This window comes from Synechococcus sp. R50.1 (assembly GCF_047462115.1).
Taxonomy (GTDB): domain Bacteria; phylum Cyanobacteriota; class Cyanobacteriia; order Thermostichales; family Thermostichaceae; genus Thermostichus.
Genome location: NZ_JANSIN010000042.1, coordinates 1 through 23,308 on the forward strand (window position 1 = coordinate 1; position 23,308 = coordinate 23,308).

At 59.2% G+C, this 23,308-nt stretch carries 23 protein-coding genes and 1 tRNA gene; 17 read left to right on the forward strand and 7 right to left on the reverse strand.

The genetic code is table 11. From position 1 onward, the window contains the following. Positions 1–136 precede the first annotated feature (136 nt). The 5 genes from rnz to dusB all read left to right on the forward strand — a co-directional run bounded on the left by rnz (position 137) and on the right by dusB (position 3,631). Positions 137–1,105 carry a ribonuclease Z gene (gene rnz / locus NW870_RS10200; RefSeq protein ID WP_414350436.1) on the forward strand — a complete coding sequence of 323 codons (969 nt, stop codon included), beginning with the start codon at positions 137–139 and terminating at the stop codon, positions 1,103–1,105. A 29-nt stretch (positions 1,106–1,134) separates the two neighbouring features. Next, entirely contained in the window at positions 1,135–1,998 is an 864-nt protein-coding gene (locus NW870_RS10205; protein ID WP_414375156.1) for an RDD family protein, read from the forward strand. Between the two features lie 91 nt (positions 1,999–2,089). Beyond that, positions 2,090–2,284 carry a 50S ribosomal protein L33 gene (gene rpmG / locus NW870_RS10210; protein ID WP_011433240.1) on the forward strand — a complete coding sequence of 65 codons (195 nt, stop codon included), beginning with the start codon at positions 2,090–2,092 and terminating at the stop codon, positions 2,282–2,284. Positions 2,285–2,313: 29 nt separating this feature from the next. After that, positions 2,314–2,529: a 30S ribosomal protein S18 gene (gene rpsR / locus NW870_RS10215; protein ID WP_011433239.1), complete on the forward strand. Its 216-nt coding sequence runs from the start codon at positions 2,314–2,316 to the stop codon at positions 2,527–2,529. A gap of 16 nt (positions 2,530–2,545) precedes the next feature. Then, on the forward strand, positions 2,546–3,631 hold the full coding sequence (gene dusB / locus NW870_RS10220; RefSeq protein ID WP_414375158.1) for a tRNA dihydrouridine synthase DusB: 1,086 nt from the start codon (positions 2,546–2,548) through the stop codon (positions 3,629–3,631). A gap of 81 nt (positions 3,632–3,712) precedes the next feature. Here the strand turns inward: dusB and leuB are convergent, their stop codons facing one another. From leuB to petB, 3 genes are all read right to left on the reverse strand, one after another. Then, positions 3,713–4,828: a 3-isopropylmalate dehydrogenase gene (gene leuB / locus NW870_RS10225; protein WP_414375160.1), complete on the reverse strand. Its 1,116-nt coding sequence runs from the start codon at positions 4,826–4,828 to the stop codon at positions 3,713–3,715. A gap of 207 nt (positions 4,829–5,035) precedes the next feature. Continuing rightward, complete coding sequence (petD, locus tag NW870_RS10230) at positions 5,036–5,548, reverse strand: cytochrome b6-f complex subunit IV (RefSeq protein ID WP_011433236.1); 513 nt, start codon at positions 5,546–5,548, stop codon at positions 5,036–5,038. Between the two features lie 98 nt (positions 5,549–5,646). Then, entirely contained in the window at positions 5,647–6,294 is a 648-nt protein-coding gene (petB, locus tag NW870_RS10235) for a cytochrome b6 (protein WP_041436518.1), read from the reverse strand. Positions 6,295–6,482: 188 nt separating this feature from the next. On the opposite strand from petB, the gene NW870_RS10240 reads away from it, so the two are divergent. From NW870_RS10240 to NW870_RS10255, 4 genes are all read left to right on the forward strand, one after another. Continuing rightward, the gene (locus tag NW870_RS10240; RefSeq protein WP_414375162.1) at positions 6,483–7,760 is read left to right on the forward strand and encodes a S41 family peptidase; all 1,278 of its coding nucleotides are present in this window, start codon (positions 6,483–6,485) and stop codon (positions 7,758–7,760) included. 155 nt (positions 7,761–7,915) lie between these two features. Continuing rightward, positions 7,916–8,470 carry a phycobiliprotein lyase gene (locus NW870_RS10245; RefSeq protein WP_414375164.1) on the forward strand — a complete coding sequence of 185 codons (555 nt, stop codon included), beginning with the start codon at positions 7,916–7,918 and terminating at the stop codon, positions 8,468–8,470. Between the two features lie 16 nt (positions 8,471–8,486). Next, positions 8,487–8,999: a tetratricopeptide repeat protein gene (locus tag NW870_RS10250; RefSeq protein ID WP_011433231.1), complete on the forward strand. Its 513-nt coding sequence runs from the start codon at positions 8,487–8,489 to the stop codon at positions 8,997–8,999. A gap of 172 nt (positions 9,000–9,171) precedes the next feature. Further along, the gene (locus tag NW870_RS10255; protein WP_414375166.1) at positions 9,172–10,512 is read left to right on the forward strand and encodes a hypothetical protein; all 1,341 of its coding nucleotides are present in this window, start codon (positions 9,172–9,174) and stop codon (positions 10,510–10,512) included. Between the two features lie 123 nt (positions 10,513–10,635). On the opposite strand, the gene NW870_RS10260 is transcribed toward NW870_RS10255, so the two are convergent. Next, the gene (locus NW870_RS10260; RefSeq protein ID WP_414375168.1) at positions 10,636–10,953 is read right to left on the reverse strand and encodes a DUF3067 family protein; all 318 of its coding nucleotides are present in this window, start codon (positions 10,951–10,953) and stop codon (positions 10,636–10,638) included. A gap of 183 nt (positions 10,954–11,136) precedes the next feature. On the opposite strand from NW870_RS10260, the gene NW870_RS10265 reads away from it, so the two are divergent. Together NW870_RS10265 and NW870_RS10270 are read left to right on the forward strand one after the other, a co-directional pair. Continuing rightward, positions 11,137–11,655, forward strand: a complete 519-nt coding sequence (locus tag NW870_RS10265) for a cytochrome b6-f complex iron-sulfur subunit (protein WP_011433228.1) — start codon at positions 11,137–11,139, stop codon at positions 11,653–11,655. Between the two features lie 122 nt (positions 11,656–11,777). Beyond that, complete coding sequence (locus tag NW870_RS10270) at positions 11,778–12,761, forward strand: apocytochrome f (protein ID WP_414375170.1); 984 nt, start codon at positions 11,778–11,780, stop codon at positions 12,759–12,761. Positions 12,762–12,823: 62 nt separating this feature from the next. Here the strand turns inward: NW870_RS10270 and NW870_RS10275 are convergent, their stop codons facing one another. Continuing rightward, entirely contained in the window at positions 12,824–13,654 is an 831-nt protein-coding gene (locus NW870_RS10275) for a PhzF family phenazine biosynthesis protein (RefSeq protein ID WP_414356088.1), read from the reverse strand. A gap of 208 nt (positions 13,655–13,862) precedes the next feature. Between NW870_RS10275 and groES the strand changes: the two genes are divergently transcribed. The 6 genes from groES to NW870_RS10305 all read left to right on the forward strand — a co-directional run bounded on the left by groES (position 13,863) and on the right by NW870_RS10305 (position 20,309). After that, entirely contained in the window at positions 13,863–14,174 is a 312-nt protein-coding gene (gene groES, locus NW870_RS10280; protein ID WP_011433225.1) for a co-chaperone GroES, read from the forward strand. Between the two features lie 90 nt (positions 14,175–14,264). Further along, a complete protein-coding gene (groL, locus tag NW870_RS10285) occupies positions 14,265–15,899 on the forward strand; it encodes a chaperonin GroEL (RefSeq protein ID WP_011433224.1) in 1,635 nt (544 codons plus the stop codon). 340 nt (positions 15,900–16,239) lie between these two features. Beyond that, complete coding sequence (locus tag NW870_RS10290) at positions 16,240–17,034, forward strand: DUF429 domain-containing protein (RefSeq protein ID WP_414375172.1); 795 nt, start codon at positions 16,240–16,242, stop codon at positions 17,032–17,034. A gap of 115 nt (positions 17,035–17,149) precedes the next feature. Continuing rightward, the gene (locus NW870_RS10295; RefSeq protein WP_414356085.1) at positions 17,150–18,313 is read left to right on the forward strand and encodes a GuaB3 family IMP dehydrogenase-related protein; all 1,164 of its coding nucleotides are present in this window, start codon (positions 17,150–17,152) and stop codon (positions 18,311–18,313) included. A 41-nt stretch (positions 18,314–18,354) separates the two neighbouring features. Further along, positions 18,355–18,426: transfer RNA gene (locus NW870_RS10300), tRNA-Val, on the forward strand. 299 nt (positions 18,427–18,725) lie between these two features. Continuing rightward, the gene (locus NW870_RS10305; protein WP_414375174.1) at positions 18,726–20,309 is read left to right on the forward strand and encodes an iron uptake porin; all 1,584 of its coding nucleotides are present in this window, start codon (positions 18,726–18,728) and stop codon (positions 20,307–20,309) included. A gap of 127 nt (positions 20,310–20,436) precedes the next feature. On the opposite strand, the gene NW870_RS10310 is transcribed toward NW870_RS10305, so the two are convergent. Together NW870_RS10310 and NW870_RS10315 are read right to left on the reverse strand one after the other, a co-directional pair. Continuing rightward, positions 20,437–21,276 carry a DUF6671 family protein gene (locus NW870_RS10310; RefSeq protein ID WP_414375176.1) on the reverse strand — a complete coding sequence of 280 codons (840 nt, stop codon included), beginning with the start codon at positions 21,274–21,276 and terminating at the stop codon, positions 20,437–20,439. Positions 21,277–21,345: 69 nt separating this feature from the next. Then, positions 21,346–23,052, reverse strand: coding sequence for a SulP family inorganic anion transporter (locus tag NW870_RS10315; RefSeq protein WP_414375178.1), 1,707 nt, complete (start codon positions 23,050–23,052; stop codon positions 21,346–21,348). Between the last annotated feature and the right edge of the window lie 256 nt (positions 23,053–23,308).

The window sequence follows — 23,308 nt, forward strand, 5'->3', positions numbered from 1 at the left end:
TTTGGAAACAAACAGAATGCTATCGCTGCATAGTTGAACAGTGATGTTCAGCAGTGTTCAGCGTAAATGTATCAGCAATTGGTAAGCTAGGGATCCCAATCCCTGAGGTCTTGCCCCTGTGACAGATCCCAATGCCATTCGGATCACCTTTTTGGGCACCAGCTCCGGCATGCCCACCCGCCAGCGCAATGTCTCTGGGGTGGCGGTGCAGTTTCCCCAGCGGTCGGAATGGTGGCTGTTCGATTGTGGCGAGGGCACCCAGCACCAGTTGCTGCGCCTAGACGAGCTGCGCCCCAGCCAGTTGCGCCGCATTTTCATCACCCACATGCACGGGGATCACATCTACGGCCTGCCGGGGCTGTTGGCCTCCTGTGGCTTGGGCAGCACCCCTGAGCACATCGATATCTACGGCCCGCCGGGCCTGGAAGAGTACCTGAAGGCCGTGTTGCGCTACAGCGAGACGCGCATCCCCTACGGCTTCCGCGTTCACACCGTCGAAACCGGTCTCATCCTGCAAGAGCCGGAATACTCCGTCTTCTGCGCGCCCTTGGATCACCGGGTGCCCGCCTTCGGCTACCGCGTGGTGGAACAGGATCGGCCAGGCAGCTTCAATGCAGCCAAAGCCCAAGCCGATGGGATCCCCTTTGGCCCTCTGTATGGGCAGCTCAAGGCCGGCCAATCCATCATCTGGCAGGGCCGCTGCTTTCACGGACGGGATTATGTCGGGGATCCCATTCCGGGCCGCAAATTCTCCTACTGCACCGACACGATTTTCTGCCGCAATGCTGTTGATCTCTCCCGGGCTGCGGATCTGGTCATCCACGAGGCTACCTACGCTCAGGCTGACTTGGAGCTGGCCCGCCGCTCTAAGCATTCCACCGCCGCCATGGCCGCCCAAGTGGCCGCCGAAGCCAAGGCCCAAGCTTTGATCCTCACCCACTTCAGCCCCCGCTACACCCCAGAGGCCCCCATTACCTTGGAAGACCTGCTGGCCGAAGCTCAGGCCATTTTTCCCAATACCCTGCTGGCCCGCGATCGGCTGACCTACGAGATCCCCCGTCGCAGCCCGTCCCCTCTGCCGGTGGGTGTGGGCTTGCCTCGCTAGAATGGTAGAACTGACTGTCTCAACCGGCAATGACGGATCCCAGACCTTACCCCGAACGCCCCCAATTTCCAGAGCGGCCCAAAACCGAACAACTGGATCAAAGTGCTGGCGAGTGGCGAACCTTCAGCGCTTTGCCCCCTGCCACTTCTCTGCCCCCGGTTCAAGCCGAGCGGCCAGCCCCGCAAACGGCTGCTGAGGGAGAACCCCTGCCAAAATTGGCTCCCTGGAGCAAACGAATTGGGGCCTTTGCCCTCGACTTTGGGCTGGGGCTGGGGATCTCCTACCTAGCCCAAGGCTTGGCTGCTCTGGTAGGGGCCAATGCAGGCGCCGTGGACATGACCGGCTATCTCGCCTTCTTCGCCACCTGGCTGGTGAACCGCGGCTATTTCCAGTCCCGCCCTGAGGGCCAAAGCCTCGGCAAATGGCTGCTGAACATCAAAACCCTGGATCCCGAGACCGAAGCCTCGCCGCACCTGGTTCGCTCTCTGGCTCGAGAGGGAGTGCTCTCCCTCTTTGTGCTTACAGAGGCCCTGCTGGTGCCTCTGGCTGCGGATGGGCTGTTTGCCGTCTTCGACAAGGAAAAACGCCAAACCATTCACGACCGCGCCGGACGTACCCTAGTGGTGGAAGCGGAGCGGGGCTACCACCTGGATGAAAAAGTCCTGCAGTTTTTGCAGGACATCCTAGAGGGGGACGCTGCTGACGACGTCAAATCGGCTGCTCGCGACCTGCTGCGCCAAGCCCAGCGCAATGACACCGTGCGGGATCTGTCCAAGCAGTTGCAGCGCCTGAGCAAAGATGTGGATCGCAACGCCCGTAGCCTACGGCAACAAACGGGCAAGCAAGTGAAAACTTGGGTTGATTCCGTCAAGGAAAAGTTGGATAATTGGTGATCGCGCTTATTGAGGCAAACCCATATCTCCAGCCTCAGGATCTGGGATTGCAGTTTCCTCATTGCCGTTTACCTTCGTCTTGGGATCCGTCATGGCCAAAGCAAAGGGTGCCCGCATCATCATTACTCTGGAGTGTACGGAGTGCCGCACCAACGTCAACAAGCGCTCTCCAGGCGTGAACCGCTACACCACCACCAAAAACCGCCGCAACACAACAGCCCGCTTAGAGCTGAAGAAATTCTGCCCCCACTGCAACCGCCACACCGTCCACAAAGAGATTAAGTAGTTCAAGCCGTTTCGCCGTTCTCCTGACCTATGGTTTACGCTCGCCGCCGCCTGTCTCCCATTAAGCCGGGAGAGCCCATTAGGTACACCGATGTGGAGCTGCTCAAGAAATTTGTTACCGAGCGAGGCAAGATCTTGCCCCGCCGCATCACCGGCCTGACCGCCAAACAGCAGCGGGAGCTCACTGCCGCGATCAAACGAGCGCGCATCATGGGTCTTCTTTACTTTGTCAACAAAGAGGGATAGCTTTCTCCGGATCCCGATGGGCCTGCAGCTTTCGCCGGAACTCCAAGCCCGCTTGTCCCAGCCCCTCAATATCGGCGGGGTAAAAGTTTTGAGCCGCGTTTTTCAGGCGCCGCTGTCAGGGGTAACCGACCAAGTCTTTCGAGGGCTGGTGCGCCGTTTTGCCCCCCACAGCTTGGTTTACACGGAAATGGTCAGCGCGACCGGCTTGCACTATGCCCGCCAGTTGCCCCGCATCATGGAGGTCGGCGAGGGAGAGCAGCCCATCGGCATCCAATTGTTCGATTGTCGGCCCGACTTTCTGGCGGAAGCAGCCCGCATGGCTGTGGACGAAGGGGCGACCTTGGTGGACATCAACATGGGCTGCCCGGTGAACAAGATTACCAAAAACGGCGGCGGCTCTTCTCTGCTTCGCGATCCCGACACGGCAGCGCGAATTGTGGAGGCGGTGGCCAACGCAGTGGAGGTGCCCGTAACCGTGAAAACGCGCCTGGGCTGGTCAGATCAGGAGATCAACATTTTGGATTTTGCCCACCGTCTGCAGGAGGCAGGGGCGCAACTGCTCACCCTGCATGCCCGAACACGCGCCCAAGGCTTCAACGGCAAAGCCCGCTGGGACTGGATCCGCCGCGTCAAACAGCACCTGCGCATTCCCGTCATCGCCAATGGGGATATTTTCTCGACAGCCGCAGCGGTGAAGTGTTTGGAGGAAACCGGAGCCGATGGGGTGATGTGCTCCCGCGGCACCATGGGCTATCCCTTTCTGGTGGGGGAAATCGATCACTTCCTGAAAACCGGTCAAGAAAGACCGGCCCCCACTCCCCTGGAGCGGATTCAAATGGCCTTAGAGCATCTGCGCGGTCTCTGGGAGTACAAGGGAGAACGTGGCATCCGTCAGGCCCGCAAGCACATGACTTGGTACATCAAAGACTTTGCCGGAGCCTCTCAATTCCGTGCTCTCCTCTGTCGCATTGAGACGGTGCAGGAAGGGGAAGCCCTGCTTCTTCAAGCCATGGAGCGCTGCCAAGAAGCCACACCTCGACCGGAAGAGGCCATTAAAACCACCGAGGAGGTCGACCTTCTCCCTGAAGCCGGTTGGGCGTAGCTCCAAGGATCCCCACAATTGGAAATTGCTTGGAAATCGCCGCACGTCTGCCTTGGCTGTAGCCTGTGGCCCCGAAAAAGGCTATTGCGCCTGCTGCTGGGACAGGGCTGCCACCAACTTTTCTCCCATTTCCTGGCAACCCACTAAAGTCATTCCCTCAGAGTAGAGGTCTGGGGTGCGGTACCCTTGCGCCAAAACGGCTTCTACCGCCTGTTCGATGCGGTCGGCAGCTTGCGGCTGATCCAGGGAGTAGCGGAGCATCAGGGCGCCGGAGAGCACCTGGGCAATGGGGTTGGCTTTGTCTTGTCCGGCAATGTCGGGAGCCGACCCATGTACCGGCTCGTATAGGCCGGGGCCAGAGGATCCCAGAGAGGCAGAGGGCAGCATACCAATAGAGCCGGTCAGCATGGCCGCTTCATCGGAGAGGATATCGCCGAAGAGATTGCCCGTGAGGATGACGTCGAACTGCTTGGGCCAGCGCACCAACTGCATGGCGGCATTGTCGATGTACAGGTGGGAAAGTTCCACCTCCGGGTACTCAGCCGCAATGACATTGACCCGCTCCCGCCACAGTTGCGACACCTCGAGAACGTTGGCTTTGTCCACCGAGCAGAGCTTGCGCCGGCGTTTGCGGGCCAGCTCAAAGGCAACTCGGGCAATCCGATCCACCTCAGCTTCGCTGTAGACCATGGTGTTCACGCCGCGCCGAGATCCTTGGGCATCCGTGAAGATTCCCTTAGGTTGGCTGAAGTAAATGCCCCCCGTCAGCTCCCGCACTACCACCAGGTCGATCCCCGAGATCACCTCTGGCTTCAGGGAGGAAGCCCCCACCAGTTGAGGGAAGACTTTTACCGGGCGCAAGTTGGCAAACAGCCCCAGCCCCGCCCTCAAGCCCAACAAGGCCCGCTCCGGGCGTTTCTCAGGAGGCAGAGCGTCATACTTGAAGTCGCCGACAGCAGCCAGATAAACGGCATCGCTCTCTTGAGCCATTTTCAGGGTTTCTGCCGGCAAGGGATCCCCGGTCTGGTCGTAGGCAGCCCCGCCGATTAGGCCCTCTTGCCACTGGAGAGCAAATCCCATCTGCCGGGCAACTGCATCCAAAACGGCCCGTCCCACCCGCATGATTTCGGGGCCGATGCCATCTCCGGCAAGGGCTGTGATCCGATAGGTTCGAGCAGTTGAAGAAGAAGTGCTCATGAGCGGTCAAGCTGAAGATGAGGGCGTAGAGATACTACCATTTCGGCGGACTTGCCCATCCCTTGGCACACAGGTTTGCAGACAACTCCTCTAAAAAGCTCTCCAAATAACAAAGTGCAGCCTGGCCACCGACCTGCTGCACTCTGATGGTGATTCTGATGGTGATGATGACGATCAACCCATCAAGCGGGAGTCCCAGATGTTCTTTTAGAACAAGCCCAAGGTGACCCACTTATCCAAGGGCAAGGTGGCACCTATGCCCAGGTAGAGGGTGACCAAGGTGCCGATCAGGAACACCGTTGTCGCCACTGGGCGGCGCAAGGGGTTTTGGAACTTGTTGACGTTTTCGATGAAGGGCACAAACAAGAGACCCACAGGAATGGCAGACATCAGAGCAATTCCCAACAGCTTGTTGGGAGCAATCCGCAGGATGTGGAAGGCGGGGTAGAGATACCATTCCGGCAGAATTTCCAGAGGCGTAGCAAAGGGATCCGCCGGCTCCCCTACACCTGCCGGATCCATGACTGACAGGCCAACGATCACTCCAATAGTGCCCAGGATCACCACCGGAAACATAAAGAGCAAATCGTTGGGCCAAGCGGGCTCACCATAGGTCATGTGGCCCATGTTTTTCTTCAGCTTGGCTACAACTTTGGGGTTGTCTAGATCAACCTTGCGGGTAATGGCCTCGGTCGCTATCACCTGTTTTGAGACGGCCATGGGAGTTCTCCTTATCTAGGGACAAAAGTTCTGAAAAAGTGGCAGGTAAAGATCCCAGTTACCAGGAAAGTCAAAGGCGTCTGGGAGTCAAACCTTGCTCACAAAGGCCCAGAAATGCCTTGGCGGCGGATCATCAAAAAGTGCATGGTCATAAAGACTGCGGTCAGCCAGGGTAGCACGAAAGTGTGCAAGCTGTAGAAGCGAGTCAGGGTAGCTTGACCAACCGCTTCGCCACCCCGGATCAGTTGCACCAACAAGTCGCCCACCACCGGAATGGCACTGGGCACACCTGAGACGATCTTGACTGCCCAGTAGCCCACCTGATCCCAGGGCAGGGAGTAGCCGGTAACGCCAAAGGAGACGGTCAGCACCGCCAAGATTACACCGGTTACCCAGGTCAGCTCGCGGGGCTTCTTGAATCCCCCCGTCAGGTAAACCCGGAAGGTGTGTAGGATCATCATCAGCACCATCATGGAGGCACTCCAACGGTGGATGGAGCGCAGCAGCCAGCCGAAGTTCACCTGGGTCATGATGTAGTTCACCGACTCAAAAGCCTCGGCCACCGTCGGACGATAGTAAAACGTCATGGCGAAGCCGGTGGCAAACTGAATTAAGAAGCACACCAGCGTCACCCCGCCGAGGCAGTAGAAGATGTTAACGTGAGGCGGAATGAATTTCCCTGTTGCGTCGTCGACGAAAGGCGTAATCTCCAGCCGCTCGTCCAACCAGTCGTAAACTTTGCTCATAATGCCTGCAATTCTTGAAATTGGATCTCGAGGGCGGGGCAAGCCCACTCCACTCAGCAATGTAACACAATCTTTTAACACCATCCTGGCGTCGGGCTCAGCTTGGGGACGAAGATCTCGATCCCAGGAGGCCAGGCAAGTTTTCGATATTGCGTTTTGTTCATGTTTCTTAATGTTTTTTGGGATCGATGGTTGTGCAGAAGCCGAGATACACAGGGATCCTTTGGAGAGGGTGGGGGATCCGCATTGTCTTGCTTGGGTGTTTGCTCTGGGCGAGTTTGGGCATAGGCCCCTGTCCGGTGCAGGCCAGCCGCTGGGGAGAAGAGCAGCAACTGCTGGCGCAGGCTTGGGCCTATGTGGATCGGGCCTATGTGGATCCGGGGTTTAACGGGCAAAACTGGTGGCAGGTGCGGCAACGGTTTCTCTCCCGGCCCTTAAAGGAGCGCAAGCAGACCTATCAGGCCATCGAGGAGATGTTGGCCACTCTGGGGGATCCCTTTACCCGCTTTCTGGACAGAGAGCACTACCTCAGCCTGCAGACCTCTACAGCCGGCGAGCTGAGTGGTGTCGGCTTGCAGATTGCTATCGACGAGCAAGGCGCTGTGCGGGTGATTGCCCCCATGGAGGGCACTCCTGCCGAGCAGGCCGGGATCCAACCTCAGGATGAGATTTTGGCGGTGGATCGGGTGCCGGTGGCGGGGTTGAGTCTGGACGAAGTGGCCGAGCGGATGCGGGGGCGCAGTGGCACGCCGGTTACCTTGAAGCTGAAGCGGCAGGATCGCATTTGGGAGGTGGAGCTGGTACGCCAATCGATCACCATCAACCCCGTGCGCACCCGTTTTTTTGAGCTGCCTCAGGGATCGGTGGCCTACATTCGCCTCAGCCAGTTCAACGGCAATGCTGCCGCTCAAGTCCGCCAAGCCATTCGAACCGCAGAAGCTCAAGGGGTGCGGGGCTACATTCTCGATTTGCGCAACAATCCGGGGGGACTCTTGCAGGCGGCCATTGAGATCGCCCGCTTCTGGATCCCCAAGGGTGACATTGTGCTGGTGACGGATCGCCACGGCATTCAAGACAGCATTCCCGCCACCGGCGAGGTGCTCACAGAGGCACCGCTGGTGGTCTTGGTAAATCAGGGCAGCGCCAGTGCCAGTGAAGTGTTGGCCGGGGCACTTCAGGATAGTGGGCGAGCCCAACTGGTAGGAACGCGCACCTTTGGCAAGGGTCTGATTCAATCCCTGCTGGAGCTGGCGGATGGCTCGGGGCTGGCGGTGACCACGGCCAAGTACCTTACCCCCAGCGGCCACGACATCCATCGCCAGGGGATCCAGCCCGATGTGGTGGTGGCGGAGGGATCCATTCCCCTGACGGCAGAAACCTTGGCCGGGCCGGAGGACATCCAGCTGCAGCGAGCCTTGGAGTTGTTGGGGCAGACCCAAGGGATCCCGGTGGCCAAAAGCGGGTGAGGGAGGAGATCCCGCTCCAGACCCAGATCTCAATCGTTGGCATTCAGGATTTGGATTCCTGTTTGTTTTCAATTCGTTTTAGGATCAGAGGCAGGGTTTTCTGGGCCACTTCTCGGCTCCAGCGCCGGTTTCTGACTCTGTCCGCTACCGCCCGCATGAACGCCATCCAGAAATTTCACCACTTTTTCAACTGCTGCATTGGGGCTTGGCGCACAGAGCGCACCTACCATTACCTAGACCGTGGCGAGGTGGAGCGCTCCCGCACCGAGTTCACCATTCGCACCCTCACCCCTGAGCTCAAGCACAAGGTGCTCACCGACAACAACTACCCCAACCACAACGTGGATGGTTTTTTGGGCTTTCACTTGGCTTTTGAGACCGTTTCCGAAAAGGGTGAGGAGGCCGGGCAAGAGCTGAACATGCTGTTTGTCCCTCGGCAGGAAACCCCCCTGGGGCTGCAGGGAGACTACCTGCGGGATCGGGCCTACGAGGAAGATCGCCCGATGGTGGCGGCTTTCCGGTTTGATCCCGGATCCCTGCAACTGGTGATGACCACCACCTACACTCGTGTGGTTGCCGTAGATACCATCACTCTACTGAATCCGCGCCTGCGCCTGCGGCAGATCCTTACCTACCAACGTCCCCCTCAGGGTCAGCCTTTGCAGGAGCTGTTGCTGGTGGGGTTTGGGGTAGAACAGAAGCTGACCTAGCCTGCGGATCCTGAGCATGACGCTTCCCAAAGACCTGAGATTGTCTCAGCACTTGGCTCTGATCCAGTTGAGGTTCGAGCGAGGACAATACCGGCAGGCGCTAGAGGAGGTTAAGCAGGCCCAAAGCCGCTATCCGCAGTCGGGTAAGCTACGGCTCTGGCAGGCCCTGGCCCAAGAAGCCCTTGGCGAAACGCAGGAGGCCATCCTGTTGGCCCAAACCTTGCTGCGCAACCCAGATCCAGAAGTTGCCCAGCAGGCTCGCTATGTCTTGGGTATCTGGCAAGCCCCTCGTCTGCGGCGTCCGGCGGAGTGGTTGAGCGAAATTCCCGATCTCAGCCGGCTGGAGGAAGCTGATCCCCCAGAGTACCGCTTGGCCTATGGGCGCTCCCAACGCAAAGGCCCTTCCCCAAGATCTGGGGATCCCCTCAGCCGCCGGGCAGCGGATCCCCCGTTGGACACTAAGCCCCTCATCTGGGTGTTGATCGGGATCCTCTCGACCCTGCTGGCCGTGATGGCTTGGCTGCCCTAGAGGCGGGTACAACCGTTCTGGAAGTGAGATCTACAACGATTCTCGTCGCTGCGAGGTTAAGGGGAGATACTGGGAATAGAGGAGACGCTAGGTCTAGCTCAGGGGAGCGGATCTGCGTCCTAGGGATCCCGACAGGCTCCTCGGCAATTGGGGCAGAAAGCGGAGGTTAAGAGTGGCTACACAAACATTGGTGATGGATGCAGTGGAGCAGTTGGGCCTGCGGGTCACGCTGGGAGATATTGCATCCAGCACGGGCTTAGCTTTACACGAGGCCAAACAAGAGCTACTGAATTTGGCCCAAAAGGCGGAGGGGCATCTCCAGGTTTCCCGGCAGGGGGAGATTACCTACGTTTTTCCACCGGATTTTCGCAGCATTCTCAAGCGCAAGGAGCAGCAGGATCGGCTAGCAGCCCTGCGTCGCCGGTTGTGGGGGGGCTTCCTCTATGGGTTGCGCATCTCCTTTGGCATTCTGCTGGTGGTGTCAATTGTCTTGATCGTCCTGGCGTTGATTGCCTTGCAGATGGCCAGTAGCCGCGAGCAGGACAATCGCAGCCGGTCGCGGGGGATAGGGTTTTACTACTTCCCCAATCTTTGGATCGGCAACCCCTTCTGGGATCCCTATCCCTACTATGGCAGCTACTCCGGTCGGACGCGCCCCCGCCAGCCGCAAAAATCCGAGCTGAACTTCCTGGAAGCGGTGTACAGCTTCCTCTTTGGGGACGGGGATCCCAATGCCAACCTGGAGGAGGAGCGCTATGCCCTCATTGGCCAACTGATTCGTGCCAATGGGGGGGTGATCGCAGCGGAACAGGTGTTGCCCTACCTGGATGTGGAGCCGGGATCCCCGGCCTTGGAATACGAAGATTACATGCTGCCCATTTTGCTCAAGTTCGACGGCCAGCCGGAGGTCAGCGAGGATGGGGACATTGTCTACCGCTTTCCGGAACTGCAGGTGGCCGCCTCAGAGCGTGAGCCCAAGAGGATCCCTGAGGTGTTGCAGGAGAAACCTTGGGTGTTCAGCCGGGCCACGCCTGGTCAACTGACCCTGGCAGGAGGCTTGGGAGTTCTCAATTTCTTTCTGGCCGCCATTCTCTATGGGGCACGGGAGGAGGTGGCAGCGGCAGCCGGCAGCAATGCTTTTTTGGCCTTCATCTACCCGTTGATCGGCTTCCTCTTCCTCTACGGCACGCTGTTTTTGGCGGTGCCCGCCGTTCGCTGGCTAGCCTTGCAAATCCGTAACCAGGGAGTGGAGCGTCGCAATCGTGTCCGGCAGCTTTGGCGAGAGCATCTGCAGCATCCCACAGAGGCGCTGCTGCGCAAACTCAACTTTGCCCGCCGCTTCCGCCGTCAAGAAGTTGTGCAAGAGTCGGACACCATTTACTCAACCGACCGGGATTTGATCGAGCAGCGGGACTACCGTCTGGACGAGCCGGCATTCCGCCAACTTTTGGAATCCGAAGCGCAGCAGGAGTACCCGGAAACCGAACAAGTGCGCAAGCCGCGTCCCCTCTAGAGAGGTCATGGCCGTTGGGCAAACTCCCGGTCTGCCGTTTGAGCTGAGACCCATTCGAGTTTCTTGCCCAGCCGGAGAATCCGGCGCTTGGGTTTGCTTGGACTTTTTTCTCCCCCGGAGAACTCACAGCAACCACTCCGAGACCCGCTCCCCCACCTTCTGCAAATCCAGAGGAATGGCCACCGCCTTGCCCATACGAGGTCTCTGACGGGTGGACTCGATCTCCCGGCGCACCGATTCCCACACCCCCCAAGCCTGCAAATGGGCCAGCACTCTCTCCAAGTGGGCCAGATACTCCGCCTCGCTCAAGGGAAAGGAGGGCTGCTCCAGGTAGCGCCACATCACCAGCAGCACCACCTTCTGCTGGATACGGCGCAACTGTACGTCGTAGGAACAGCCCCACTTCTCGCGCAACAAAGCTTGAAAGTCGGATCCCTTCATCAGACTTGTCTGAGGCTGGCTTGGATCTGGCTCCAATCGCGCTGGGTGGGCCGCTCACCTTGGGAAGGAAGGCCACGGCCTCTTACAGCGTTGCATTTCTTAACGATATTGGCCAGAGGGGTCGGTTAGGATGATGTCGCTTGTCAACGAACGTTAAAACTTCTCAGGTCTGCATTTGCCATTATGACGGAAGCGGTTAGCAACTTTGAAGCGCCCCCCATGAGCCGGCGGGTTCTTCTCAATGCCCTGCTCAGCGGCTCTGTGGGAGTCGTGGTGGTGGGCGCCCTCTACCCGGTGGTGAAGTACTTTATTCCGCCCTCTGCCGGTGGAGGGGGTGAGGGCCTCATAGCTCAGGACGCCCTCGGCAAGCCCATCAGCGTCAGTGAACTGTTGGCCACCCATGCCGCTACGGATCGGGTGCTGGCCCAAGGTTTGAAGGGGGATCCCACCTACATCGTGATCGACAACGGGGCGGTGGCCAACTATGGCCTCAACGCGGTTTGTACCCACCTCGGTTGCGTGGTGCCCTGGAATGTGGGGGAAAACTTGTTTAAGTGCCCTTGCCACGGATCCCAGTATGCGGCCAATGGCAAGGTGATCCGGGGACCGGCTCCCCGCTCGCTGGAGCTGGTGAGCGCCACTGTGGATGGCGACAACGTCCGCTTCAGCCCTTGGCAAGGCCCCGATTTCCGGGAAACCTAAAGGGCAAGGGATCCCGCTGGCTGTGCCGGCTTTTGCCGAACGATTTGGGGCAAGTCGTCGAGATGGCTATTTCAAGACTGTGTCCTAAAGCTGTGATTGAAATCCATTCTGAGCTGAGAGTTATGAAGCGAATTGGCTTGGTCTTCTGCGCGCTGCTGCTGCTGCTGGGGATGGGGGCACGTCCGGCGGCAGCCTACCCCTACTATGCCCAGATGGCCTACGACAACCCCCGCGAGGCGACTGGAAAAATTGTCTGTGCCAACTGCCACCTGAACGCCATGCCCACTCGCGCCGAGGTGCCCCAGGCCGTCACCCCCGGCCAGGTGTTCACCATCAAAGTTGGGATCCCCTATGACCTGAGCAAACAGCAGGTGCTGTCAGACGGCAGCAAGGGTGGGTTGAACGTGGGTGCGGTGGTGGTCTTGCCGGAGGGCTTCCGTTTAGCCACCGAAGCCGAGATGACCGAGGAACAACGGCAAGAAACTGCCGAGACCTACATCACCCCCTACAGCGACGCGAAGCCCAACATCCTCCTGGTCGGGCCTTTGCCGGGCGAGCAGCATCAAGAAATCGTCTTTCCAGTGGTGGCCCCTGACCCGAAAGAGGATCCCTCGGTGGCCTTCATGAAGTATCGCGTTTACATTGGGGCCAACCGGGGTCGCGGTCAGCTCAACCCCGACGGCAGCCTCAGCAACAACAACGTCTTCCGCGCCCCAGCCACGGGGCGTCTGGTCAACATTGCCACCCTCGACTCCGATATCAGCGATCTACCGGCTGAATTGGCCAGCCTGGTGCCCCCGGAATATGAGCTGCCAGGCACGCGGGTTCTCAGCTTCGAGAGCGAAAGTGGGATCCACAACCTGGTGGTGCCACCTGGGCCGGAGCTGGTGGTTGCCGTTGGCGACAGCGTCAAAGAAGGGGATCCCGTCACCAACAATCCCAATGTGGGCGGCTTTGGCCAGGTGGAGCGGGATCTGGTGCTGCAAAGCCCGGAGCGGGTGAAATGGCTGGTGGCTTTCCTGGCAGCCGTTACGATTGCCCAGCTCTTATTGGTGCTCAAGAAAAAGCAGGTGGAGCTCATTCAAGCCGCCGAAATCCTTGGCTAGCTCAAGCTCTTTCCTGGCCTGCACCTCGGAGGTATCCGAGGTGTTTTTTGTTCGGTAGGGTTCTAAGGTAGCCTCAGCTCTCCTCTGATCACCTGCACAGCCTGCCCGGCAATCTCCACGCGAGAGCCGAGATCGCGACACCAGAGCTCCCCGCCGCGGCTGGATAGCTGGTGGGCCTGTAACTCAGAGCGACCCAGGCGTTTGGCCCAATAGGGCATCAAAAGACACTGGGCGGATCCCGTCACTGGATCTTCCGGGATCCCCAGCCGAGGGGCAAAAACGCGGCAGACAAAATCCGGCCCATTCCCCAGAGCCGCCCCAGAGGCTGTGACGATCAACCCCGGAACGGGGAGTGCTTGAACCTGGGCCAGATCCGGTTGCACCTGCTGCACCTGTCCCGCCGAAGCCAGCACCGCCACCCCCATACCCCCGCGGTACAGCTCCACAGGTGGGATCCCCAAAGCCGCTGCCACCTGCTCCTTGGCTTCTGGCCAAGGTTCCGGAGTTTGAGCAGGAAAATCCATGGCCAGGCGATCCCCTTGCCGCCGCACCTGCAACAGGCCACTGCGGGTGGAAAAGGCTACCCTCTCCGCCTCAGGATGCACCTCGGTGAACAGCACATGGGCACCAGCCAAGGTGGCGTGGCCACAGAGATCCACCTCCGTCGTCGGCGTAAACCAGCGCAGCCCATAGTGGGGAACCTCGCCCTGGGATCCCTGAGGCAGTAAAAAAGCCGTCTCCGATACATTGTTCTCTGCGGCAATGGCTTGCATCAGCGCCTCTGGCAACTCCTGGGGCAGCAGACACACCGCTGCCGGATTGCCGCCGAAAGGCACCGCCGTAAATGCATCCACCTGAAAAAACGGGATCCGCACGTTCTCAACCCAGCCCAACTCAGGCCATGATCCCACACCGGCACCAAAAGTAGGGGGATCCGCACCCCGACCGCACCTGCCAAAAGCGGGATCCCGCTGACAAAGGCTATTGTCAGGCCAGAAAGTTGGCTGATAAACTAGCACTCGTAAGTCGAGAGTGCTAAGTCGCTTCCCCTCGGGAAGCGGAATTAATGGAAATTCGTTAGGATCACGGAGGACATTCGTCATGGCTGCAGTGGCTCTTAACGTCTCTACCCTGAAGCCGCTGGGCGACCGCGTGCTGGTCAAAATCGCTCAGCAGGACGAGAAAACCGCAGGTGGGATCTTCTTGCCGGACACTGCCAAGGAAAAGCCCCAGGTGGGGGAAGTGGTTGCTGTTGGCCCTGGCAAGCGCAACGACGAGGGCAAGCTGATCCCGATGGAACTGAAAGCCGGCGACAAAGTGCTCTACTCCAAGTATGCCGGAACCGAAGTCAAGCTGGGCAGCGATGAATATGTGCTGTTGGCCGAGCGGGACATTCTCGCCATTGTTCAGTAATGGTCAGTGATTCAGCAGCAGTTCAACGAACGATTGAATCCTTGAGACTCTGTTTCACCCTTACCTGCATTTGCATCGGAGAGGTTGACTATGGCCAAATCAATCATCTTCAGTGAAGAAGCCCGCCGCGCTCTAGAGCACGGCATGGATATTTTGGCAGAAGCCGTAGCCGTTACCCTGGGTCCCAAAGGGCGCAACGTCGTGCTGGAGAAGAAGTTTGGCGCCCCCCAAATCATCAACGACGGGGTAACCATTGCCAAAGAAATCGAGCTGGAAGACCACATTGAGAACACAGGCGTTTCCTTGATCCGGCAGGCGGCTTCCAAGACCAATGACACGGCTGGGGATGGCACCACCACGGCCACGGTCTTGGCTCACGCCATGGTGAAAGAAGGTCTGAAAAACGTGGCTGCCGGCGCCAACCCGATTGCCCTAAAGCGGGGGATCGACAAGGCGGTGAAGTTTTTGGTAGACAAAATCGCCGAACATGCCCGCCCGGTCGAAGATTCCAAAGCCATTGCCCAGGTGGCGGCCATTTCCGCCGGTAACGATGAAGAAGTGGGCCGTATGATTGCCGAGGCCATGGACAAGGTGGGCCGCGAAGGGGTGATCTCCCTGGAAGAAGGCAAGTCCATGACCACCGAGCTGGAAGTGACGGAAGGGATGCGCTTCGACAAGGGCTACATCTCCCCTTACTTCGTCACCGATACCGAGCGGATGGAAGCGGTTCTGGAAAACCCCTACATCCTCATCACCGATAAGAAGATCACCCTGGTGCAAGACCTGGTACCGGTTCTGGAGCAGGTGGCCCGCGCCGGTCGTCCTCTGCTGATCATCGCCGAAGACATCGAGAAAGAAGCGCTGGCTACCCTGGTGGTGAACAAGCTGCGGGGTGTGCTGAGCGTGGTAGCGGTAAAAGCCCCTGGCTTCGGGGATCGCCGCAAGGCTATGTTGGAAGACATTGCCATCCTGACCGGTGGTGAGGTAATCAGCGAAGAGCGCGGCCTGAAGCTGGAGAACGCTCGCCTCGATTCCTTCGGCACTGCCCGTCGCGTCACGGTGACCAAGGACAACACCACCATCGTGGCGGAAGGCAACGAAGCGGCCGTGAAAGCCCGTTGCGAGCAAATTCGCCGTCAAATTGAGGAAACCGACTCCACCTACGACAAAGAAAAACTGCAAGAGCGCCTGGCCAAGCTCTCCGGCGGTGTGGCAGTGATCAAAGTGGGCGCGGCCACTGAAACCGAGATGAAAGACCGCAAGTTGCGCCTGGAAGATGCCATCAACGCCACCAAAGCGGCGGTAGAAGAAGGGATCGTTCCCGGCGGCGGTACCACCTTGGCACACCTGATCCCGGTGGTAACCGAGTGGGCGCAAGCCAACCTGTCCGGCGATGAACTGGTGGGGGCCAACCTGGTCGCCCGCGCTCTGGGCGCTCCGCTGCGCCGCATTGCTGAGAACGCCGGCCAAAACGGCTCCATTGTGCTGGAGCGGGTGAAAGACAAGCCCTTCAACACCGGCTACGATGCCCAGAACGACGCCTTCGTGGATATGTTCGAAGCGGGCATTGTAGACCCGGCCAAGGTTACCCGTTCCGCCCTGCAAAACGCCGCTTCCATTGCGGGGATGGTGCTGACCACCGAAGCAATCGTGGTGGACAAGCCCGAGCCCAAGACCAACACGCCGGCAAGCAGCGGCAGCGGCATGAGTGACTACGACTACTAATCCGTTGACCGCCACAGCGAGGTGGATCCCTGAGGCTCACCGAAGAGCCCATGGGCACTTCGCTTCCTGGCCAGGCATCTTGGATGAATCTTTCGGGATCCCCTGGTGGGATCCCTTTTCTTGTGGATTTTCATCAAGACGCAGGCAATCCGGCGGGATCATTCCCAACGACCGTGAGACAGCAGCGAAACTGTTTGTGATGCTGATCCCTAACCCCTTTTCTCAGAGGGAGAGGGTCTGGGGGTGAGGGCGCCGGAGCCATGCAATCGGGAACTGCCTCAAACTGGTTTTTTGATAACGACTCTGATTCTGTCCAACTTGAAGAGAAGGGGAAGGCGGTGTGGCTCAGTTGATTTGCATTGGCCTGGATCTGGCTTGGTCGCCCCGCAACCCTTCCGGTCTGGCCACGCTGCGAGTCCAGCTCGGGGATCCCGGCAGGCAGAACTTGACAGGCCATCTGGTCGATAGCCGCATTCTCCAAACGGATGAGGAGATCCTGGACTATATTCAAGCTCAGGCGGGCGAAGATCCCTGCTTGGTGGCGGTGGATGCCCCCCTGCGCGTCCCCAACCTCAGCGGACAGCGACGGGCCGAGGCCGAACTGAACCGGGTGTTTCGCGCCTATGCAGCCGGGGCCCACCCGGCCAACCGCCGGTTACTGGCAAAGGACGGCCAAGTGAGAGGAGAAGCCCTGGTGCAAGCCCTAGCCAGTTATGGCTTTCGGGAGCAGGCCAGCATCGAGCGAGGAAAACTTACCCGCCAAGTGACCGAGGTCTTCCCCCACAGCGCCTTGGTCAGCCTCTTTGGCCTCAGCCGCACTCTAAAATACAAGGCCCGCCCTCGACGCACCTGGCCGGAACGGCAACAAGCTTGGCAACTTTACCAGCATCATCTGCGCTCTCTGGCTGCCGCTGACCCAGCTCTCCGGGGCCACGAAGCGTTGCTCCAAGTGGAGGTGGGATCCCTCAAGGGCCGTCGACTCAAAAACTACGAAGATCAAGTGGATGCCTTGATGTGTGCTTACATCGCCCTCTACGGGTTCCGCTGGGGATCCGAGCGCTGCCGCAGTTTCGGCAACCTGCAAGAAGGGCACATTTTCACGCCCTTGCCCCCTCGAACCTCTGAGGCTGATTGAGACCCGCTCCGGGATCGCAGGTGGAAATCCCAACCAGAAGAACAAAACTCTCGCTAGCCTTGGATCCCTCCTTGGCGGCATGATAAAAACAAGGGATCCGCAGAACAGGGGAAAAATGGACGTGCAACTGGGCCGCAATCGGCAGGCAAGACGCGCTTACGGGCTGGATGAAATCGCGCTGGCCCCAGGCAGACGAACGCTGGATCCCAGTCTGGTGGACACCCACTTCACTCTGGGAGGGATCCAACGGCAAATCCCCATCATCGCCAGCGCCATGGATGGCGTGGTGGATGTGCGAATGGCCATTTTGCTCTCGGAGCTGGGAGCTTTCGGGGTGTTGAACCTGGATGGCATCCAAACCCGCTACGCCGATCCCGATGAGGTGTTGGATCAGATTGCGTCGGTGGGCAAAGACGAGTTTGTGCCCCTAATGCAGCGCCTCTACGGCGAGCCGGTGAAGCCAGAGCTAATCCAAGAACGCATCCGCCAGATTAAAGCCTCCGGCGCCATTGCCGCCGCTAGCTGCGTGCCCGCCCACGCCGCCCAATACGGCCCCCTGGTGGCGGAAGCCGGGGGGGATCTGTTCTTCGTTCAGGCCACGGTAGTTTCCGTCCACCACAAGGTTCCCGAAGGCATGGAACTGCTGGATCTGGCCCAATTTTGCCGGTCGATGCCCATTCCTGTTGTGGTGGGCAACTGCGTTACCTACGATGTCGCTCTGGAGCTGATGCAGGCCGGAGCTGCCGGTGTCTTGGTGGGGATCGGCCCTGGCGCTGCCTGTACTTCCCGCGGCGTGTTGGGGGTGGGAGTGCCGCAGGCTACGGCCATCGCCGACTGTGCCGCTGCACGGGAGCAGTTTTTGGCGGAAACCGGCGCCTACGTTCCCATCATTGCCGATGGCGGATTGGTGACCGGCGGCGATATTTGCAAGGCCATCGCCTGTGGAGCGGACGCAGTGATGATCGGATCCCCCTTGGCCCGCGCCCATGAAGCCCCCGGTCGCGGCTTTCACTGGGGCATGGCCACCCCCAGCCCCATCTTGCCCCGCGGCACCCGCATCCGCGTGGGATCCACCGGCACCTTGGAAGAAATCTTGCGCGGCCCCGCCCGCCTGGACGACGGTACCCACAACCTCTTGGGCGCCCTGCGCACCAGCATGGCCACCTTGGGGGCTGCCAATCTTCGAGAAATGCAGCAGGTGGAGATCTGCATTGCCCCTTCCCTGCTCACAGAGGGGAAGGTGTACCAGAAGGCGCAAAGCCTGGGCATGGGGAAATAGTCCCTTGGGAATGCTAAACTCGGTGGACTGGGATCCCTCGGGGGCGGTTAGCTCAGCGGTAGAGCGCCTGCCTTACAAGCAGGATGTCACTGGTTCGAGTCCGGTACCGCCCATCCCCACCGGAGCTTGCAGCTTGAGAGCTCTGTCTCAGTTTGAGATACACCCGCTAGCCAGAGCCGGATCCCTGAGGTAGAGTAGTGGATATCGAGCCTCGATCATCTACCGCAGTTGGGTCTCGCATTGAGTCTTGCCCAGAAAGTGTGTAAAGTGGTAGACGATGTGGACTTCGGCTGTATCATGTCTTCCCAGAGTCCGCGATTGCCAGGCTCGTTGTTGAGGTAGGCAGTTTGTCGCTTCTATGAGGACATCCCTACAGCCAAAAAGGTGTGAGGAAAAGAACAAGGAGAGAAACATGCCCGCGAAACACGCGAACTACTGGAAAACGCTGCTGGCCGGCACTCTGGGTGCAGCAGCGGTCCTGACCCCTGGAGTGGCTTATGCCCAAGCTACCGGGCCGGTCACCTCCATCTCTGAGCTTTCGGATGTGCAGCCCACCGACTGGGCCTTCCAAGCCCTGCAATCCTTGGTGGAGCGCTACGGTTGTATTGCCGGCTACCCTGACCGCACCTTCCGCGGCAACCGGGCTATGACTCGCTTTGAGTTTGCCGCCGGTATGAACGCCTGCTTGGATCGCATCAATGAGTTGATTGCAGCCGGTTTGGCCGACAAAGTCTCCAAGGAAGACTTGGCCACTCTGCAGCGCTTGCAAGAGGAATTTGCTGCTGAGCTGGCAGCCCTGCGCGGGCGGGTGGATGCCCTGGAAGCCGATGTTACTGATTTGAAAGGGAAGGTCTTCAACCCGGTTACCAAGTTGAATGCCCAAGTCATCGCCGCTGTTGTAGGCAGCGCTCTCACGGAAGACAGAGTTGTTGATGGGAAGGTAGTAGCAGAGCAAAACCAAGCCAACATGACTCTTCCCTATCGGGTACGCTTGAACTTCGATGCTTCTTTTGTGGGTCGCGATCGCCTGCGCATTCGTCTCCAAGCTCGCAACGCTGTGACTGAGTTCTTTGATGGGGATCCCGGCCTTGAGTTTGGCGGTGGTGGCGGTGGCACTTTCACCCTGGCCAAGCTGATCTACCAATTCCCAGCTTTCAACCGAGCAGCTACCATCTACACGGGTATCGTTGGCTCAGGTGTGTTCGATGTATTCAACTACAGCACACCCTTCGAAGCTCTCTCCGACTTTGCTGATGCTCCCAACTCCACGGCGGACGTGCCAGGTGGAGCTCTGTTTGGCTTCCGCTACCGACTCTCGGATCAACTACGCTTGGCCTACAGCTACAGCACCAGGAACGCTCAAGCCTTGGGCAAGGGCTTCGGCGACAGCGGTATAACCGGTAGCGACAGTGCCCACGCGGTGGAGCTGGGCTTCCTGCCGAATGAAAATCTAGAGATTTACCTGCAGTTTGCCAGTACCTATCTGCAGACGGCAAACGATGGCCCTGAGTTCTTGGCCAACGGTACAGCTCTTTTCCGTGGCCCTCTGAGAGTAACCAATGTGTCCACCTCTGCACAGGTGAACGCCTTTTCTGTGGCTGCCAACTGGGAGATTACCCCCCGCGTCATCGTATCTGGCTGGTTTACTGCTGGCAATGTGGATTACAACTTGCCCAATGTGGTACCGGCTGGCACCATCGATCCGGGTGATGAAGATTTTAACGGATTCCTGTTTGGCTTCGCCTTCCCAGATCTGTTCATTGAGGGTGCTCAGGGCGGTGTGGTGTTTGGCCAACCAATTGTCAGCACCGAGGAGGGAGTTTTTGACAGCCGTCCTTTCATCGTGGATGTTTACTACAGCTTCCCGGTGAACGAGTACCTCACCCTTACCCCGGCAGCCTACTTTGTGAGCAATCCCAATGGTGGGCCTAGCAAGTCTGGGGATACCGATCCAACCATCGGCGTGGGTGTCTTGCGAGCTGTGTTTACTTTCTAGTTCTTAAAATCCCTGCGCTGACATCCAAGTTGCTAAATAGGGATCCACTGGGTTGGATCCCTATTTTCTTACATCAGCCCCTCTGGGGGGATGAAAGCCTGGGCTTGACGTCAAGCTTGGGACAAAGCTAGGGATTACAAAAGGCACACTGAGCGGGATCCGCCCAAGGCTCTGCCACAGGCTCGGTGTGGGTGTGGGAACAGCGAGCACAGCCATATACCCAAGCCTTGGCCACGGGGGTGGGGGCGCCACATTGGCCGCAGGGCAGTCCAGAGACCGAGCGGATCTGCCAGTAGCCAGGAGTGCCGCAGGCCGGGCACAGGCTTTGGGCTTTGGCGATTAGGTTTTGGGTGGCGGCTGCGATGACTTGGAGCCGGGTTGGGTTGTACAGGGCCCGCATGTCGGTTTCCAGATGCAGGCCACCCTGCCGAGCCAGCAGCTCCCCCACCACCTGCTTCAGGGTTGCTTCGTCTTGGATTCCTTTGTGGATAACCTGGGGCTTTTCTGGCCGGTCGAGGGCGATCAGGGCATGCTGGGGAAAACCCGCCCTTTGGGCAAAGTCCAGCGCTTCTGCCCAGCTCTGCACCCAGCGATGGCTGAAATTGGTTTGGGTGCTCTCTGCATAGCCGACCAGCTCCAAGGGCTCCGCGCCGGGTTCAAAAACCCTGAGCATGACCCACTCCTGATTCCAAGGGATCCAAGGGATCTGGGGGTGGGGGCCAAAGGATCCCTCGCTGGCCAAAACCAAGGAGACGGGATGAGCTTGTCGAGCCCTTTCAATCTTCAGGCGCAGAGTCTGTAGGGGATCCCCCGGTCGGGGCCGCTCCCGCGAGAAGGTGCCCAGTTGGTCGGTGTCGAAAGCTACTACTTGAACTTGGATCCCCAAATGTTCGGCCAAGAGAGGGCCGATGACCTGCTCTTTGCGATGCATGGTTGCCAAGTAGGCGACCCGACCCTTCCATTGCATAGACTTAGACTTAACCTGGATCTGGCAAACGGATCCCGCAGCTTTGTGGCTCAGGCCAATTGGGGTTACTCAAACCAGGGGACTGGCCTCGAGCGGCAAGCCCAACTGGGCAACAGCCTCGGCCAAAGCCACCTCACGGCTGTCCACAAACCGCTCTGGGGGCAGCGGCAAATGCAGGCTTTCTAGGCGCTGCCGGATCCGACCTCTAGCTCCGACAATCCACACCTGTTTGCCCCGATCCAGGGCCTCGCGAATGGCATTTTCCAGGGATAGCGTCGCCGAAACGCCCAGCATCGGCACATCTGATAGATCCACCACCAGCGCTTGGCAGGAGGCCACCGCCTGATGTTGGCGGGAAATGGCTTGGGAAACCCCGAAGATCATCGGCCCGCTCAGGTAAAACAGCAACACCTGCCCGCATCCCTGGCGCAGCAATTCCCTCTCACGGGGAGTGAGATCCACCGCATCATCGGCATCGGTAATCGCTTTCACCTCTTCGGAGTGGATCTCGCTGAGGCGTTGAATGGTGAGCAAGTTGGCCACAAACACCCCCACCCCCACGGCAGCGATGAGATCCACAAACACCGTCATGAACATCACTCCGTACATGATGGCTGCCCCTTTGAGGGAAAGGCGGTGGGCCCGCTTGAGGAAGCTCCAGTCGAGGATATCCACCCCCACCTTAAAGGCGATCCCTGCCAGCACCGCCATCGGGATCCCTTGCGTGAGGGGAGCGGCAAACAGCACCACCATCAACAGAATGAGGGCGCGGGTGACGCCCGCCAGAGGGGTACGTCCCCCCGACTGGATATTCACCACCGTGCCCATGGTTGCCCCTGCTCCCGGCAGCCCTCCCATGAAGCCGGACACCAAGTTAGCGATCCCCTGCCCGATCAGCTCTTGGTCGGAGTCGTGGCGGGTGCGGGTGAGGTTATCAGCAATGACTGCCGTTAAGAGGGTGTCGATGCAGCCCAGCATCCCCAGCACCACCCCATCCAGCACCAAGTTGGCCAGGGAAGCAAAGGGCAACTGCGGCCACTGCAACTGCGGCAAACCGGTGGGGATAGGGCCAATGCGCCGCAAATCCCAATCGGCCATGAACAAGCTGGCCACCAGCGTTCCCAACACCAAAGCCACCAACTGCGGCGGCACCACCCGTCGCCAGGGCTTGGGATAGCCAAAAAGGATGGCAAGCGTCAGCAGCCCCAGCCCCAGCTCTGGCATCTTGAGGTTGAGCAGGTAGGTCGGCAGGTTCTGCACCGCCCCAATCACTCCCCCCTGGCTGGCGTGGCCCAAAAGCGGCGGGATCTGCAGCAAAATCATGATCCAGCCGATCCCGGACATAAAGCCGGAAATAACGCTGTAGGGCATGAGGGTGATGTATTTACCCAGTTTCAGGGATCCAAACAACACCTGAAACAAGCCCCCCAGCATCACCACGGTGAAGGCCGGCCCCAGCCCCTGCTCCGGGTAACGAGCTGTAACATTAGCAACCACCGCCGTCATCATCACAGTCATCGGCCCGGTGGGTTCGGAGATAAGCGTGGGCGTACCCCCAAACAGAGCCGCAAAAAAGCCCACACACACTGCTCCGTACAAGCCCGCCACCGGCCCTGCCCCCGAAGCCACCCCAAAGGCCAAAGCCATCGGCAAGGAAACAATCGCCGTCGTCAACCCGCCGAACAGATCCCCGCGCCAGTTGTCTAGGCTCAGACGTCGGTGCCAACCCAGAAATCTCTTGCCGCCGGCCTGTTGTTCTTTCGCTTGGCTCAGCATGCCCCAAAGCCCTCCACGCTATGGGCAGCCTATCATTGAACGTTACTATAGAGATCATGCTAGAGAATAGATTTTCTTCTATAGGTTCCCTCAAGGATTCCCCTCCAAGCGAGGGCATGGGGCTTGAGCCGGTAGAGTTGTGTAAACTACCCGACACCCGCGCTATGCGCAGAGTGCGAGCTTTATCCCAATCCCTAGCGGCCCCAGAGGACAGCTAAGTTTCGGAATTTCAGGCGAGTTTACAGTCGCCCCAAGG